The organism is Caenispirillum salinarum (assembly GCF_044803115.1).
Lineage (GTDB): Bacteria > Pseudomonadota > Alphaproteobacteria > Rhodospirillales > Rhodospirillaceae > Caenispirillum > Caenispirillum salinarum_A.
In genome coordinates, this window is sequence record NZ_CP085224.1 from 1,728,215 (window position 1) to 1,743,081 (window position 14,867).

Here is a 14,867-nt window from a genome sequence, read left to right on the forward strand (position 1 = left end):
GGGGCAATGGGCCCATCATCCCGGCTGCGGGTTACCCAGCAGTTAAGCGCATATCCAGCGTGCATGGGAAGTCGGGATTATGCTCCGCCGGCGGAACGAAGACCGGCCCCGCCGTATGTCCGATGGGGAAGAAGCGCGCAAGCCGCCGTGCTTCCGCCTCGTAATGGTTGACGGGGGCGGTGTCGTAGTTGCGCCCGCCCGGATGTGCCACATGATAGGTGCAGCCGCCCAGCGAGCGGCCGTTCCAGGCGTCCAGCAGGTCGAAGGTCAGCGGCGCGTGGACGTCGATGGTCGGATGCATGCAGGCCGCCGGCCGCCAGGCGCGGAACCGCACGCCGGCGACGTATTCCCCGGTGGTGCCGGTCGGTTGAAGCGGCACGCGGCGGCCGTTGCAGGCGATGACGTGACGGTCCGGGCGCAGGTTGCGGACCTTCACCTGTACCCGCTCCACCGAACTGTCGACATAGCGCACCGTGCCGCCGACGCCGGGTTCCTCGCCCAGCACCAGCCAGGGTTCCAGTGCGTTGCGGATCTCGATCTCCACCCCGTCGTGAACCACATGGCCGTGCCGCGGGAAGCGGAACTCCACATGCGGCGCGAACCATTCGGGATCGAAGTCGAAGCCCGCCCGGCCCAGGTCCGCCAGCACGTCGCGGAAGTCCTGCTCCACATAGTGCGGCAGCATGAAGCGGTCGTGCAGGGCCGTGCCCCAGCGCACCAGCGGGCGCTCGTACGGCGTTTCCCAGAACCAGGCGATGAGCGCGCGCAGCAGCAGTTGCTGGGCGAGGCTCATGCGGGCGTGGGGCGGCATCTCGAAGGAGCGGAACTCCACCAGCCCGAGGCGCCCGGTCGCGCTGTCGGGCGAGAACAGCTTGTCGATGCAGATTTCCGAGCGGTGGGTGTTGCCGGTGCTGTCGGTCAGGATGTCGCGCAGCGCCCGGTCGACGATCCACGGCGCCGGGTCGCTGCCCCGTTTCGGCAGTTGCGACAGCGCGATGGACATCTCGTAGACGCTGGCGTCGCGCGCTTCATCGATGCGCGGCGCCTGGCTGGTCGGGCCGATGAACAGGCCCGAGAACAGGTACGACAGGCTGGGGTGCGTCTGCCAATAGCGGATCAGGCTGCCCAGCAGGTCCGGCCGGCGCAGGAACGGGCTGTCGGCCGGGGTGGCGCCGCCGACCACGATGTGGTTGCCGCCGCCGGTGCCGCTCGCCCGTCCGTCCACCAGGAACTTTTCCGTCTCAAGCCGCGCCTGGCGGGCGTCCTCGTAGAGCCCTTCCGTGATGGCGACGGCGTCCGCCCAGCTTGCGGCGGGATGGATGTTGACCTCGATGACGCCGGGGTCGGGCGTGACGGAAATGCCTATCAGGCGCGGATCGCGCGGCGGCGGGTAGCCCTCGATGGTGACCTTCAGCCCCGTCTCCCGCGCCGCCGCCTCCACCTGGGACAGCAGGTCCACATAGTCGTCGGCGCTTTCCGTCGGCGGCATGAAGACGTGCAGCCGACCGTCGCGCGGCTCGATGGCGAGCGCGGTGCGCACCGGCCCGCCGCCAAGCCCCTCGCCGCTGCCCGCCCGCGTCAGGCGCTGCGGCACCTGCGGCGGCACCACCGGCGCGGCGGCGCCCTGGATGCGCGGCTGGTTCAAGTGGCGAGGCTCCGGCAGGTCGCCGCGCGGGGTGAAGGGGTCCATCTCCACCACATAGGGGAACTGGCTGGCCGGCACGTGGGGCAGGGCGTCCAGCGGCATCCGCAGGCCGAGCGGTCCGTCGCCGGGGTGAAGCAGCATGGCTCCCTTGCGGAAGCGCCACACCTCGGTCTGCCAGTGCGGCGCCTCGGCGGCCGATTGCGCGCGCTGGACGGGCAGGGCGTAGCCCACGGGCTTGTCGAGACCGCGCGCGAAGACGCGGGCCAGGCGGGCGCGTTCCTCCGCATCCTTCAGCTTGCTGTCGAAGGGGTCGACGTTTTCCGGCAGCCGCGCCTCGCGCTCCAGGAAGTGGACGGGGTCCTCGTAGGCTTCCTGGATGGCGGCGGGGTCCAGGTTCAGCGTGTCGGCAACGGCTTCCATGAGGCGCTTTGCATCATCGACCGTATGGCCGGGATGCTCGCCTTCCTGGGCGTAGGTGCCCAGGCCCGGCCAGAGCGGCTTGCCGTCCTTGCGCCAGTACAGGTGGAAGGCCCAGCGCGGCAGGCTCTCGCCCGGGTACCATTTGCCCTGGCCGTAGAGCAGCATGCCCCCCGGCGCGAAACGGTCGCGCAGGCGGCGGATGAGGTCGGCGGCATAGAGGCGCTTGGTCGGGCCGACGGCGGCGGTGTTCCACTCCGGCGCGTCCATGTCGGACGCGGCGATGAAGGTGGGCTCGCCGCCCATGGTCAGGCGCACGTCGCCCGCGATCAGGCGATCGTCCACCGCGCGGCCGAGGCTGAGGATTTCCTGCCATTGCTCGTCGGTGTAGGGCCTGGTGACGCGCGGCGTTTCGTGGATGCGGGTGACCGACATCTCGAAGCCGAATTCCACCTCCGCCTTGTCCACCGCGCCGGAAATGGGCGCGGCCGAGGGCGGATCGGGCGTGACGGCGAGCGGAATGTGCCCCTCGCCCGCCAGCATGCCCGAGGTGGGGTCGAGGCCGATCCACCCGGCGCCCGGCAGGTAGACCTCAGCCCAGGCGTGCAGGTCGGTGAAGTCGTGGTCGGTGCCGGCGGGTCCGTCCAGCGGCTTCTCGTCGGCGGTCAACTGGATCAGGTAGCCCGAGACGAACCGTGCGGCGAAGCCCAGGTGGCGCAGGATCTGCACCAGCAGCCACCCCGAGTCGCGGCACGATCCCGAACCCTGCGACAGCGTTTCCTCGCAGGTCTGCACGCCCGGCTCCATGCGCACCAGGTACTTGATGCGGTGCTGGAGCTGCTGGTTCAGGCTCACCAGGAAGCTGGTGGTCTGGGTTTCCCGACGCGGAACGGCGGCCAGCAACTCGCGTAAGCGCGGTCCCGGCTGCTCGGTGCGGCGGAAGGGGGCCAGTTCCTCGGCCAGCACGGGGTCGTAGTCGAAGGGCCAGTGCTCCGCCTGCGGCTCCAGGAAGAAGTCGAAGGGGTTCACCGTCTCCATCTGCGCCACCAGGTCGACGTCGATGGTGAAGGCGCGCACCTTCTCAGGGAACACCACGCGGGCGAGCCAGTTGGACTGCGGGTCCTGCTGCCAGTTGAGGAAGTGCGTCCCCTCGCCGATCTTCAGCGCGTAGGAGAGGATTTTCGTGCGGCTGTGCGGTGCCGGCCGCAACCGGATGATCTGCGGCGACAGGCTGACAGGGCGGTCGTAGTGGTACGAGGTGCGATGGCGCAGCGCGACGCGAATGCTCATGACCCTGGCGACTCCCCGGCCTGCCCATGGAAAGGTCAAGCCTGCCCGATGCTTAAGGAATGGGCAATGGGGAAAGGGGGATTGTGGCGGGGGTGTGGGTACATATGTTATAACCGGGTGAAGTGTCTTTTTTCCCGGAGTCCGCAAATGATCTCGCTCAAGGTTACCCGCGTCGGCAACTCCTACGGTGTCGTGCTTCCCAAGGAAGCTCTCTCGCGCATGAAGCTTGAACAAGGCGACACGCTGTTCCTCACGGAAACACCCGAGGGGTACCGCCTCACGCCGTACAACCCCGACTTCGAAAAGCAGATGGAGGCCGCCCGGCGGCTCATGAAGAAGCGCCGCGCTGCGCTTCGCGAATTGGCGAAGTGACATGGATTGGATGTGGCTGGGGCGCGAACTCGTTCTTGCGATTCATGAAGAGCAGATCGCAGAGCACGGCGGCGGCGTGGGCGTGCGTGACGAAGGTCTCCTTGAGTTCGCGCTCGCGCGTCCGTTGAATGCCTTTTCCTATGGAGCGCAGGACGTGGCCGATCTTGCAGCGTCCTACGGCTTCGGGATCGCCCGCAATCACCCTTTCACCGATGGCAACAAGCGCACTGCGGCGGTGTGCATGGAACTGTTCCTGGACCTTCATGGACACGAATTGACCGTCTCGGACGAGCAGATGGTCGGGGTAATCATGGAACTAGCCGCAGGCGATCTGACAGAAGAGGACCTGGCCGCCTGGATCAGGGCCAACATCAACCCTCCCGCCTGACCCCTTCCGCCCCCAGCTCCGCCACCGAGCGGCAGCCGATGAGGTCCAGCGTCAGGTCCATTTCCGCCAGCAGGTTTTCCAGCACCGCGCGCACGCCGGCCTCGCCGTCTAGCGAAAGTCCGTATGCGTAGGGTCTTCCCACCAGCACCGCTCGCGCGCCCAGGGAAAGCGCCTTGAGCACGTCGGCGCCCGTGCGCACGCCGCTGTCGAACAGCACCGGCGCGCGGGCCGTTTACCGCGACCGCCATGGCCGGGGGCGCGGAAGTCCGTGCGGCTCTGCACCGCGCCCTCGGGCAGGGCGCCGCGCGGCAGGTCCATGCAAAAAGGGCCGGAGACGCATCCGCCTCCGGCCCCCGAGGATTGACGCCCGAAGCGCTTCAGCCCTTGAACAGATCCTTGTGCGCCTCCCGCAGCGCGGCCTTCTGCACCTTGCCCATGGTGTTGCGCGGCAGTTCCTGCACGAAATACGCCGCCTTGGGCACCTTGTAGTTGGCCAGTTTTTCCTTCACGCGGCCCAGCACGGCGTCCTCGGTCAGGTCCGAGCCCTCGCGCCTTACGATGACGGCCACGCCCACTTCGCCGAAGTCGGGGTGCGGCACGCCCACGATGGCGCTTTCCACCACACCGTCGATGTCGTCGATGAGGCTCTCGATCTCCTTCGGGTAGACGTTGTAGCCGCCCGAGATGATCATGTCCTTGGCGCGGCCGACGATGTGGATGTAGCCGCGGTCGTCCACCTTGCCCTGGTCGCCGGTCTTGAACCAGCCGTCCTCGGTGAACTCCTCCGCCGTCTTTTCGGGCAGCTTCCAGTAGCCCTTCATGACGTTGGCGCCGCGCACCTGGATGTTGCCCACCTCGTTGGCGGGCAGGGGGCGGTTCCCGTCGTCGACCACGCGCGCCTCCACCCCCGGCAGCGCCATGCCGACGGAGCCCGGCACCCGGTCGCCGTCGTAGGGGTTGGAGGTGTTCATGCCCGTTTCCGTCATGCCGTAGCGCTCCAGGATCATGTGCCCGGTGCGCTGGCTGAACTCGCGGTGCGTCTCGGCCAGCAGCGGCGCCGAGCCCGAGACGAACAGGCGGATGTTGCGGGTCTGGTCCTTGCCGAAGTGGGGCAGGGCGAGCAGGCGCGTGTAGAAGGTCGGCACGCCCATGAAGACGGTGGCGCGCGGCAGCAGCTCCATCACCTTCTCGCGGTCGTAGCCCGGCAGCCAGATCATGCGCGCGCCCGACAGCAGCACGCAATGGCAGGCCACGAAAAGCCCGTGGGCGTGGAAGATGGGCAGGGCGTGCAGCAGCACGTCGTCGGCCGTAAAGCGCCAGCTCTCCACCAGCGCGAGGCCGTTGGCGCCCAGGTTGCGGTGGGTGAGCATCGCCCCCTTGGGCTTGCCCGTGGTGCCCGAGGTGTAGAGCATCGCCGCCAGATCGTCGGGCGCGCAGTCCACGGTCTCGAAATCCGCCGAGGCGCTTTCCGCGTGATCGGTGAAGCTGCCCCCGCCGTCACCGGCCAGGGTGAAGACGTTGGCCGTTCCGTGCTTGGCCGCGATGGTCTTGGCGGTGGCCTCGAAGTCCGGCCGGCAGACGAAGGCCGACGGCTCGGCGTTGCCGATCAGGAAATCGACCTCGTCCTCGCGGTAGGCGGTGTTCATGGGCAGGAACACGAAACCGGCGCGCAGGCAGGCCAGGTAGAGGAACAGGGCCTGCGGCGACTTCTCCACCTGCACCGCCACGCGGTCGCCCCGCTTGACACCCATGTCGGTCAGGAAGCGCGCGTAGCGGCCGGCGCTGGCGTGGGCGTCGGCATAGGACCACTTGTCGCCTTCCGGCGTCTCCAGAAGAAGCTCGTTGGGGTCCTTGGGAAAGCGGCTCTCGATCAGGCGGTAGAGCGACTGCTCGGCATCCGCCGGCGCGGCCGGGGCTTCGGTGGGTTTGGAGACGGCGGTCATGGACGGTTCCCTGTTTCGGTCATTTCATTGTCGGTGCGTTTGTATACAAAACGCTTGTCCAATGAATAAACCGAAACGCCCATGGAAGGCAAACGCCGCATTGACGCCGCGCGCGTGCTGGTACCGGTCGCGCGCGTGTCAGCCCTCGCGGACGGGCTCTGCCTGCCGCGCGGCGCGGGCCGGAGACCGTTCGGTTGCGGCTTCCGCAGGGGCGGCCGTCTGCGGCCGGCACGCCGGGGGCGTGTGCCGCGCTGCGTCTTGCAGGACCGCCAGCAGAGTCGCCGGCTTCAAGGTGCGCCAAAGGAACAAGGGCCGTCTCCCGTCCGGTGTGGCCTGCACGGATTTCCCTTGCGGGGCCGCGCTCCAGGCACTATACGGAAAGAAGCTGCGAAAGAAAATGAGAATTAGTCTCAGAGTGCAGCGCTCGGGTATTCGCCTCAGCCGGGATCGCGCCATGTACGTCTGCATCTGCAACGGCCTGACCGACAAGGACTTCACCCGCGCCGCCCGTGCCGGCGCCACCACCGTGGGCCAGGCCTTCGCCGCGCTGGGCGAGCGGCCCCAATGCGGCAAGTGCTTCGGCTGCGCCCGCCAGTGCATCGCCGAGGCGCGGCTGGAGATGGCGCAGGAGAACATCCAGGAAGCGGCGGAGTAGCGGCGTCCGCCTCCGGTTCCCGCGCCGCGGGTGGTGTTTCGGGTTGTTCCTCCCTCAGGGCGTGTGCATGATCCGGTGTCCGGCGGAAAAAGCCGAGGCGCCGGCTCCGCCATTGCCATATCCGGGACCTGAGGAGGATGCCGCATGAAGGGGAACAAGGCGATCATCGCCCAGCTCAACCGCATCCTGCGCAACGAGCTGACCGCCATCAACCAGTACTTTCTGCATGCCCGCATGATGCAGGACTGGGGCTACGCCGACCTGGGAAAGCACGAATACGACGAGTCCATCGAGGAGATGGTCCACGCCGACAAGCTGATCAAGCGCATCCTTTTCCTGGAGGGCCTGCCCAACCTTCAGGACCTGGGCAAGCTGCTGATCGGCGAGGACGTGCCCGAGATCATCAGGAACGACCTGACGCTCGAACGCACGAACCAGGAGATGATCGTCGAGGCCATCGCGGAATGCGAAAAGGCGCAGGATTACGTCAGCCGCTCCATCCTGACGGAAATCCTGGACGACACCGAGGAACACATCGACTACCTGGAAACCCAGCAGGGCCTGATCGACCAGATGGGCCTGCAGAACTACCTGCAGACGGCCATGGGATCGGTCGACGGCGACTGATTTCCGGGGCCGCTCCGGACGTTGCAGACGGGGCCGCGCCACGACAGGGTTCGAGGTGCGGCCCTTTGGCGTTATAGTCGCCCCCACGACACATCCGTTCCGTTTCCATTCAGGAGAGATCACCGTGCAGCTCCAGCACCCCTACCTGCTGTTTCTCGGCGACGCCCACGACGACCTGGCGGCCAAGACCGCCGCCGGCGTCTACCAATGGCGGCCGGACTGGTGCGTCGGCCAGTTGCGCCTGCCGGGGTGCCAGACCACGCTGGGCCTGCCCGACATGACCCTGGAAGAGGGCCGCAAGGCCGGCGCCCGCACCCTGGTGGTGGGCGTGGCAAACCGCGGCGGCGTCATTTCCGACACCTGGCAGGAAACCTTCGTCAACGCTCTGGCCCAGGGCTATGACATCGCCGCCGGGCTGCACCAGCGCCTGTCGGACGTGCCCGCCGTGCGCGAGGCCGCCGAGGAGCACGGCCGCCTGCTGGCCGACGTGCGCCACCCGCGCGAGCGTTTCGGCGTGGGCACCGGCGAGCCGCGCTCGGGCCGCCGCCTGCTGGCCGTCGGCACCGATTGCTCCGTCGGCAAGATGTACGCCACGCTGGCCATCGAGGCCGAGATGAAGAAGCGCGGCATGAAGGTGGACTTCCGCGCCACCGGCCAGACCGGCATCTTCATCGCCGGCACCGGCGTGTCGGTGGATGCCGTGGTGGCGGATTTCATTTCCGGTGCGGTGGAAAGCCTGGCCCCGGCCAACGAGCCCGACCACTGGGACATCATCGAGGGGCAGGGATCGCTGTTCCATCCCAGCTTCGCCGGCGTCTCCCTGGGCCTGCTGCACGGCGCCCAGGCCGACAGCCTGGTGCTGTGTCACGAGCCCGAGCGCGCCCACATGCGCGGCCTGCCGCAGCAGCCGCTGCCGGAAATCCGCGAGTGCATGGAGCTGAACCTGCGCTGCGCCCACCTGACCAACCCCAAGGCGAAGTTCGTCGGCATCTGCCTGAACACCAAGCGCATGGACGACGCCCAGGCCGACCGGGTGCTCAAGGAGACGCAGGACCGTTACGGCCTGCCCGCCTGCGATCCCGTGCGCACGGGCGTGGCGGCCATCGTCGACAAGCTGGGCTGATCCCATGACGACGCTCACCGTACTCAAGGAAACCTGGCCCATCGCCGGCAGCTTCACCATCTCGCGCGGCTCCAAGACCGCCGCCGAGGTGGTGGTGGCGCAGGTGGAGCGGGGCGGCGTGATCGGGCGCGGCGAATGCGTGCCGTACGCCCGCTATGGCGAGAGCGTCGACGGCGTGGCGGCGGCGCTGCTGGCCCTGCGCGACGACCTGGCGCGGCCCGGCTTCGACCGCGCCGCGCTGCGGGCGCAGGTGCCCGCCGGGGCCGCCCGCAACGCGCTGGACTGCGCCCTGTGGGACCTGGAGGCCAAGGAAAGCGGCGTGCCGGCCTGGAAGACGGCCGGCGTGCCCGAGCCGGCACCCGTCGTCACCGCCCAGACCGTCAGCCTGGGCACGCCCGACGAGATGCGCGCAAGCGCCGCGAAGCTGGCCGACCGGCCGCTCCTCAAGCTGAAGGTCGGGGCCGAGCAGGTGGTGGAGCGGGTGCGGGCAGTGCGCGAGGCGGCGCCCGCGGCATCCATGATCGTCGACGCCAACGAGGCCTGGACGCCCGCCATGCTGGCCGAGACCTGTGCCGCCATGGCGGACCTGAAGGTGGACCTGATCGAACAGCCCCTGCCGGCCGGCGCCGACGAGGCGCTGGAGGGCTTCGACAGCCCGGTGACGCTGTGCGCCGACGAAAGCGCCCATACGGCCGAGGGGCTGGAGGCGCTGGCGGCGCGGTATCAGCTGGTCAACATCAAGCTCGACAAGACCGGCGGCCTGACCGAGGCCCTGGAGATGGCGCGCAAGGCGCAGGCGCTGGGGCTCGGGATCATGGTCGGCTGCATGGTCGGCACGTCCCTCGCCATGGCGCCGGCGGTGGTGCTGTCCCGCATGGCGCGGTTCGTCGACCTGGACGGCCCGCTGATCCTGGCGCAGGACCGCGACGGCGGCATCACCTTCGACAAGGGCGTCCTGCACCCGCCGATGGGGCGTCTCTGGGGCTGAGAGACGGCATTTTCCTTGAAACTTTTGGCGTAGCGTTCTATCCCGAAACCGAGGTGTAGGGGGAAATAGAACGATGCGGGACGATTCCATTCAGACTGGCGGCCTTGAAACCGGCGGCGCGCCCCCGCGCGCCCGGCGGTCGGCCAGCGCCGACAGCGCCTTGGCGCGCCTGTCCCGGGACGTCACCGGCGCGCTGCTGCACGACCTGGTGGTGCCGACGGGGCACTCGCCGCTGGTGCAGCGCCGGCGCGCCGGGCTGATCGTCTCGCGCGTGCGCTGGGTGGCGGCGGTGTTCGCCATCCTCACGCCGCTGTGGATCGGCGTCGACCTGACCATCTTCCCCGAGCCTTTGGCCTGGTGGCTGGCCGGCCTGCGCGTGATGGCGTCGGCCGCCTTCGCCGCCGTGGCGCTCGGCTTCCGCAACACCGAGAGCATGCGCACCGCCAACCTGGCGCTGGGGGCGCTGCTGGCGGTGCCGACGGTGTTCTTCCTGATTTCCGACCCGCTGGTCTCGGGCTACCAGATCACCGGCTATGCCCAGGCGCTGGCCGCCGGCTACGCCTTCCTGCCCTTCGTTATGGTCGCCGGCCTGTCGGTCTTCCCCATCACGGCGTCGGAGGGTGCGATCTTCTCTGCGCCCCTGATCCTGGCGACCATCGGCATCGTGCTGGGCGACTTCGAGTTGCTGCCCTTCCGCACCTACCTTGGGGCGCTGTGGCTTCTGGGGCTTATCGCCGTGGTGGCGACGCTGGCGGGCATGAGCCAGCTGCATTTCATGATGCAACTCGTCAACCAGGCCAGCCACGACGCGCTGACCCAGGTCTACACCCGGCGCGTCGGCGAGGAACTGCTGGACAGCCAGTTCTCCACCGCCGCCCGCTCGGGCGTGCCGTTGTCCCTGGCCTTCCTGGACCTGGACAACTTCAAGATGGTCAACGACCGCTACGGCCACGAGGAAGGCGACAACACCCTGCGCAAGGCCACCGAGCAGATCCGCAAGGTGGTGCGCCGGGGCGACATCGTCATCCGCTGGGGCGGCGAGGAGTTCCTGGTGGTCATGCCCGGCACCGACGCGCCCGGTGCCCGCGTCGCCATCGAGCGCCTGCGCGCCGAGGGCCTGGGCACCCGTCCCGACGGCGCCCGCCAGACCGCCTCCATCGGCGTCGCCGAGCGCCTTTCGGACAACGCCGCCGACTGGGGCGATCTGGTCGAACGGGCGGACCAGCGCATGTACGTCGCCAAGAAAAGCGGCCGCGACCGCGTGGTGACCATCGGCGACGAGATGTTCCAGTAACACGACAAGGGGCGAGGGGACCAACGTGGTCGCCCTCGCGCTCCCCGCGACTTTTTGGCTGTTGGAAAGCCTGCCGACTGCCCTTGCTCTGCTCCCGCTTTCCTACTCGTACGCCTGGCGGTACAGATGCTCCACCTGCTCGGCCGAGGCGACCGCCGGCGCGCCCGGCACCGGGGCGAGAGCGGCGTTGGCCATGCGGCCGAGGGCGTCCATGTATTCTTCCTCGTCGATGCCGAAGGCGCGCGGGCTGGGCACATCCAGTTCGGCGCACAGGCGGCGCAGGAAGCCCACCAGCTTGGCGCCGGCCATGTCGTCGTCGTCATTCTCGGTGGCGATGCCCATGGCGCGCGCGGCCAGCGCATAACGTTCCGGCGCCATGGCGAGGCCGAAGCTGGCGACGGCCGGAAGCAGCATGGCGCTTCCAATGCCCTGGGGGACGCGGAAGAACAGGCTCATGGCGCGGCTCATGCCGTCGGTCAGGCCCGAGGACACGTCCGAGAACGCCATGCCGGCCTCCATGGCGCCCAGCATCATGTCCTCGCGCGCCTTGGCGTCGTGGGGCGCCTTGACGACCTTGGGCAGGGCGCGGCCGATCAGCCGCAGGGCCGACAGCGCCAGCGCGTCCGACAGGGTGGAGGCGCTGCGGCTGACGTAGGCTTCCAGCGCGTGGGTGAGCGCGTTCAGACCGGCGTCGATGGTCTGGCGGCGCGGCAGGTCCAGCGTCAGTTCGTAATCCACCACCGCGCCCTCGGGCACGCAGGCGAGGCCGGAAAGCAGCAGGTGCTCGCCGGTGGCATCCTCGGTGACGGCGCAGAAGCGGCTGGCCTCCGAGCCCGTGCCGGCGGTGGTCGGCACGCACAGCAGCGGCAGCACGCGCATGTCGGCCAGATGGTCGGGCAGGGCGTGATCCCGCAACGACCCGCCGCCGCAATAGAGCACGTTCATGGCCTTGGCGGTGTCCATGACGCTGCCGCCGCCGAAGGCGACGATTCCGTCGAAGTCGCCCGCCTTCAGCATCTCCAGCCCCCTGGCGACGACGCCGTCGGTGGGGGTGGAAACGGTGTCGGCGAACACCTGGACGCAGCGGCCGCTGTCGCGCAGGGTCTGCAGCGCGGCATTGAACATGGGCGTCTCGGCCAGCGCGGCGTCGGTGACCAGCAGCGGCCGGTCGACCCGCATGCGGCCCAGCACCTCGGGGATGCGGCCCGCGGTGCCGCCGCCGACCAGCATGAAACGGGGGCAGGTGAGAAGATTGGTCATGGCGCCCTCCTTGGACGATCCGTTCCTCGGACCGGGAGAGCCGCCCTGTCTTCTCGCGCGGGCTTGGCCGAGCCCCGGTACGCTTCCCAGTGTACGGGCGAATGCGGCGCGACAGGCTTGCGAAAAAGGCATACCCCGGGTGGGGTTGCCGGATGGAGCGGAGGTGGGGCTGACCCACAAAAAACCCCCGCCACCTCGCGGTGACGGGGGTTTTTCTCAAGCCTTGCGCGCCAACCCGAGGGTGGTGCGGGCAGAAGCGGGCGGGTTACGCCTGCTCCTCGCCCTCTTCGGCTTCGGCTTCCGTGCCGTACAGCTCGTCTTCCTCGGCCTGGACGGACTCCGGCGTGTTGTCGAAGCCGAGGACCTCGTCCTCGATTTCCACGTCGGCTTCCACCAGATCGGTGGCGTTGACCTGGTTTTCGCCCTCTTCCTGAGAGCGGGCCACGGTCACCGGCACGTTGAGGGTCACCTCGGCGTGCAGCATCACCGGAACCTCGTAGCGGCCCAGCGACTTGATCGGCTGGTGCATTTCCACCATGCCGCGCTCGATGCTGTAGCCCTGCTCCTTGATGGCGTCCGCGACGTCGCGGGCGGTCACGGAGCCGTAGAGCTGGCCACCCTCACCGGCCTGACGGACCATGATGAGGTTCAGGTCCTTCATGCGCTCGGCCACGTCCAGAGCTTCCTTGCGGCGCTCCAGGTTGCGGGCCTCGATCTGCGCCTTCTGGCTTTCAAAGTACTGCTTGTTCTTCTCGGAAGCGCGCAGCGCCTTGCCCTGGGGCAGCAGGTAGTTGCGGGCATAGCCGGGCTTCACCTTCACGGTGTCGCCCATCTGGCCCAGCTTCACGATGCGCTCGAGCAGAATGACTTCGGTCATGTCGATGTCCTCCTGACCCGGCTTATTTCAGAACGTACGGCAGCAGGGCCAGGAAGCGGGCGCGCTTGATGGCCTGGGCCAGCTTGCGCTGCTTCTTGGTCGAGACAGCCGTGATGCGGGACGGGACGATCTTGCCGCGCTCGGACACGAAGCGCTGCAGCAGCTTCACGTCCTTGTAGTCGATCTTCGGCGCGTTGGCGCCGGAGAACGGACAGGTCTTGCGACGGCGGAAGAACGGACGGCGGGTAGCAGCCATGCTTTAGGCTCCTTCGGCTCGGTTCTCGGGACGGCGGTCGCCACGGTCGCCGCGGTCTCCACCGCGGTCGCCGCGATCACCACGGTCGCCGCGATCACCACCGCGCTCACGGCCACGGCCGCCACGCGGGCCACGGTCGCGGTCGCCGCGCTCGTTGCGGGTCTGCAGGATGGCCGAGGGACCTTCCTCCAGCTCCTCGACGCGCACCACCATGTGACGCAGGATGTCCTCGTTCAGGCGCATCAGGCGTTCCATCTCGTGGACAGCCGGAGCCGGGGCGTCGACGTTCAGCAGAACGTAGTGACCCTTGCGGTTCTTCTTGATGCGGTAGGAGAGGTTGCGCAGGCCCCAGTACTCCTTCTTGGAGACCGAGCCGCCACCCTGGCCGAGAATGTTCGCCAGTTCGTCCGCCAGCTGCTCCACCTGAGAGGCGGAGATGTCCTGGCGCGCGATCAGGACGGTTTCATACAAAGGCATAGTCGTTAAGACCCCTTATGGCTTGTCTCATCCCGCACGGCCACCACGGCCGACGGGCATAGCCGGGGCCTCGCCGGCACATGGCCGACGCGGTGACCCGGCAAGGGACACTTTCGTGAAGGCGCGTAAGATACCGGCTCGCGGCCAGGATGCAAGGACTTTCACCGGCCGCGGCGCGTTTGTCCGGTGCTTTGGCTTGACACGGGCGCGCGGCCTGCGCACTTTCGCCCGAATTCGCGCCCGCCAGGGCGCCGAAGGGTTGTACAACACGGTGGAGGAAGACGCACCATGGCGCGTGCACTGGTGTTTCCCGGCCAGGGATCGCAGGCCGTCGGAATGGGCAAGGATCTGGCGGAGGCGTTTCAGGCCGCCCGCGAGGTGTTCGAGGAGGTCGACGAGGCCCTCTCGCAGAACCTGTCCAAGCTGATGTTCGAGGGGCCGGAAAGCGACCTGACCCTGACCGAGAACGCCCAGCCGGCGCTCATGGCCGTCAGCCTGGCCGTCGTCCGCGTGCTGGAGCGCGAGGGCGGCATGGACCTGGCCAAGGTCGCCGCCGTCGTGGCCGGCCACTCGCTTGGCGAATACTCGGCCCTGTGCGCCGCCGGCGCGCTGGAGGTGGGCGACACCGCCCGACTCCTCAAGACCCGCGGGCAGGCCATGCAGAAGGCCGTGCCGGTGGGCGAGGGCGCCATGGCCGCCCTGCTGGGCCTGGACATCGACGACGCCCGCGCCGTGGCGGAAGAGGCCGCCCAGGGCGAGGTGGTCACGGCCGCCAACGACAACGCGCCCGGCCAGGTGGTGGTCTCCGGCCACAAGGCCGCCGTCGAGCGCGCCATCGAGATCGCCAAGGAAAAGGGTGCGAAGAAGGCGGTGCTGCTGCCCGTCTCCGCCCCCTTCCATTGCCCGCTGATGCGCCCGGCCGCCGACGCCATGGCGCAGGCGCTGGCGAACGTCGACATCCGCGCCCCGCGCGTGCCGCTGGTGCCCAACGTCACCACCCAGCCGACCACCGATCCGTCCGCCATCCGCGAGCTTCTGGTGGAGCAGGTGACCGGCGCGGTGCGCTGGCGCGAGAGCGTGCTGGCCATGAAGGGCATGGGCGTCGAGGAACTGGTGGAGCTGGGCAGCGGCAAGGTGCTGACCGGCCTGGCCCGGCGCATCGACCGCTCGCTGTCGGCCACCGCCGTCAACGGCCCGGCCGATATCGAGGCCTTCCTCAAGACCATCGGCTGAGCGCGTCCGCGCCACCGGCCTC

General features: G+C 68.7%; 15 protein-coding genes. 8 read left to right on the top strand and 7 right to left on the bottom strand.

The window, feature by feature from the left end:
• Positions 1-31 precede the first annotated feature (31 nt).
• Positions 32-3,352 carry a DUF2126 domain-containing protein gene (locus LG334_RS07785; RefSeq protein WP_404384917.1) on the bottom strand — a complete coding sequence of 1,107 codons (3,321 nt, stop codon included), beginning with the start codon at positions 3,350-3,352 and terminating at the stop codon, positions 32-34.
• Positions 3,353-3,499: 147 nt separating this feature from the next.
• Between LG334_RS07785 and LG334_RS07790 the strand changes: the two genes are divergently transcribed.
• On the top strand, positions 3,500-3,724 hold the full coding sequence (locus tag LG334_RS07790; protein ID WP_404384919.1) for an AbrB/MazE/SpoVT family DNA-binding domain-containing protein: 225 nt from the start codon (positions 3,500-3,502) through the stop codon (positions 3,722-3,724).
• Position 3,725: 1 nt separating this feature from the next.
• Complete coding sequence (locus tag LG334_RS07795; protein WP_404384921.1) at positions 3,726-4,112, top strand: type II toxin-antitoxin system death-on-curing family toxin; 387 nt, start codon at positions 3,726-3,728, stop codon at positions 4,110-4,112.
• Here LG334_RS07795 and LG334_RS07800 read toward each other — a convergent pair.
• On the bottom strand, positions 4,096-4,329 hold the full coding sequence (locus LG334_RS07800) for an alpha-hydroxy-acid oxidizing protein (protein ID WP_404384923.1): 234 nt from the start codon (positions 4,327-4,329) through the stop codon (positions 4,096-4,098). The two genes, LG334_RS07795 and LG334_RS07800, sit on opposite strands and share 17 nt — an antisense overlap.
• Before the next feature lie 160 nt (positions 4,330-4,489).
• Complete coding sequence (locus LG334_RS07805) at positions 4,490-6,055, bottom strand: malonyl-CoA synthase (protein ID WP_404384925.1); 1,566 nt, start codon at positions 6,053-6,055, stop codon at positions 4,490-4,492.
• Positions 6,056-6,509: 454 nt separating this feature from the next.
• Here LG334_RS07805 and LG334_RS07810 point away from each other — a divergent pair, with 454 nt between their 5' ends.
• The 5 genes from LG334_RS07810 (at position 6,510) to LG334_RS07830 (ending at position 10,742) form a co-directional block, all read left to right on the top strand.
• Complete coding sequence (locus LG334_RS07810; protein WP_404384927.1) at positions 6,510-6,710, top strand: bacterioferritin-associated ferredoxin; 201 nt, start codon at positions 6,510-6,512, stop codon at positions 6,708-6,710.
• A gap of 144 nt (positions 6,711-6,854) precedes the next feature.
• Positions 6,855-7,337, top strand: a complete 483-nt coding sequence (gene bfr, locus LG334_RS07815) for a bacterioferritin (RefSeq protein WP_404384929.1) — start codon at positions 6,855-6,857, stop codon at positions 7,335-7,337.
• 124 nt (positions 7,338-7,461) lie between these two features.
• On the top strand, positions 7,462-8,460 hold the full coding sequence (gene dgcN / locus LG334_RS07820) for an N-acetyltransferase DgcN (protein WP_404384931.1): 999 nt from the start codon (positions 7,462-7,464) through the stop codon (positions 8,458-8,460).
• Positions 8,461-8,464: 4 nt separating this feature from the next.
• Complete coding sequence (gene dgcA / locus LG334_RS07825) at positions 8,465-9,448, top strand: N-acetyl-D-Glu racemase DgcA (RefSeq protein WP_404384933.1); 984 nt, start codon at positions 8,465-8,467, stop codon at positions 9,446-9,448.
• A gap of 73 nt (positions 9,449-9,521) precedes the next feature.
• Positions 9,522-10,742, top strand: a complete 1,221-nt coding sequence (locus tag LG334_RS07830) for a diguanylate cyclase (protein WP_404384935.1) — start codon at positions 9,522-9,524, stop codon at positions 10,740-10,742.
• A 102-nt stretch (positions 10,743-10,844) separates the two neighbouring features.
• Here LG334_RS07830 and LG334_RS07835 read toward each other — a convergent pair whose 3' ends face one another.
• From LG334_RS07835 to rpsF, 4 genes are all read right to left on the bottom strand, one after another.
• Positions 10,845-12,002 carry an iron-containing alcohol dehydrogenase gene (locus tag LG334_RS07835; protein WP_404384937.1) on the bottom strand — a complete coding sequence of 386 codons (1,158 nt, stop codon included), beginning with the start codon at positions 12,000-12,002 and terminating at the stop codon, positions 10,845-10,847.
• Positions 12,003-12,267: 265 nt separating this feature from the next.
• Positions 12,268-12,879 carry a 50S ribosomal protein L9 gene (rplI, locus tag LG334_RS07840; RefSeq protein ID WP_404384939.1) on the bottom strand — a complete coding sequence of 204 codons (612 nt, stop codon included), beginning with the start codon at positions 12,877-12,879 and terminating at the stop codon, positions 12,268-12,270.
• Positions 12,880-12,901: 22 nt separating this feature from the next.
• On the bottom strand, positions 12,902-13,135 hold the full coding sequence (gene rpsR, locus LG334_RS07845) for a 30S ribosomal protein S18 (protein ID WP_404384941.1): 234 nt from the start codon (positions 13,133-13,135) through the stop codon (positions 12,902-12,904).
• Positions 13,136-13,138: 3 nt separating this feature from the next.
• Positions 13,139-13,612, bottom strand: coding sequence for a 30S ribosomal protein S6 (gene rpsF / locus LG334_RS07850; RefSeq protein ID WP_404384943.1), 474 nt, complete (start codon positions 13,610-13,612; stop codon positions 13,139-13,141).
• A 288-nt stretch (positions 13,613-13,900) separates the two neighbouring features.
• On the opposite strand from rpsF, the gene fabD reads away from it, so the two are divergent.
• On the top strand, positions 13,901-14,845 hold the full coding sequence (gene fabD, locus LG334_RS07855; protein ID WP_404384945.1) for an ACP S-malonyltransferase: 945 nt from the start codon (positions 13,901-13,903) through the stop codon (positions 14,843-14,845).
• Positions 14,846-14,867 lie beyond the last annotated feature (22 nt).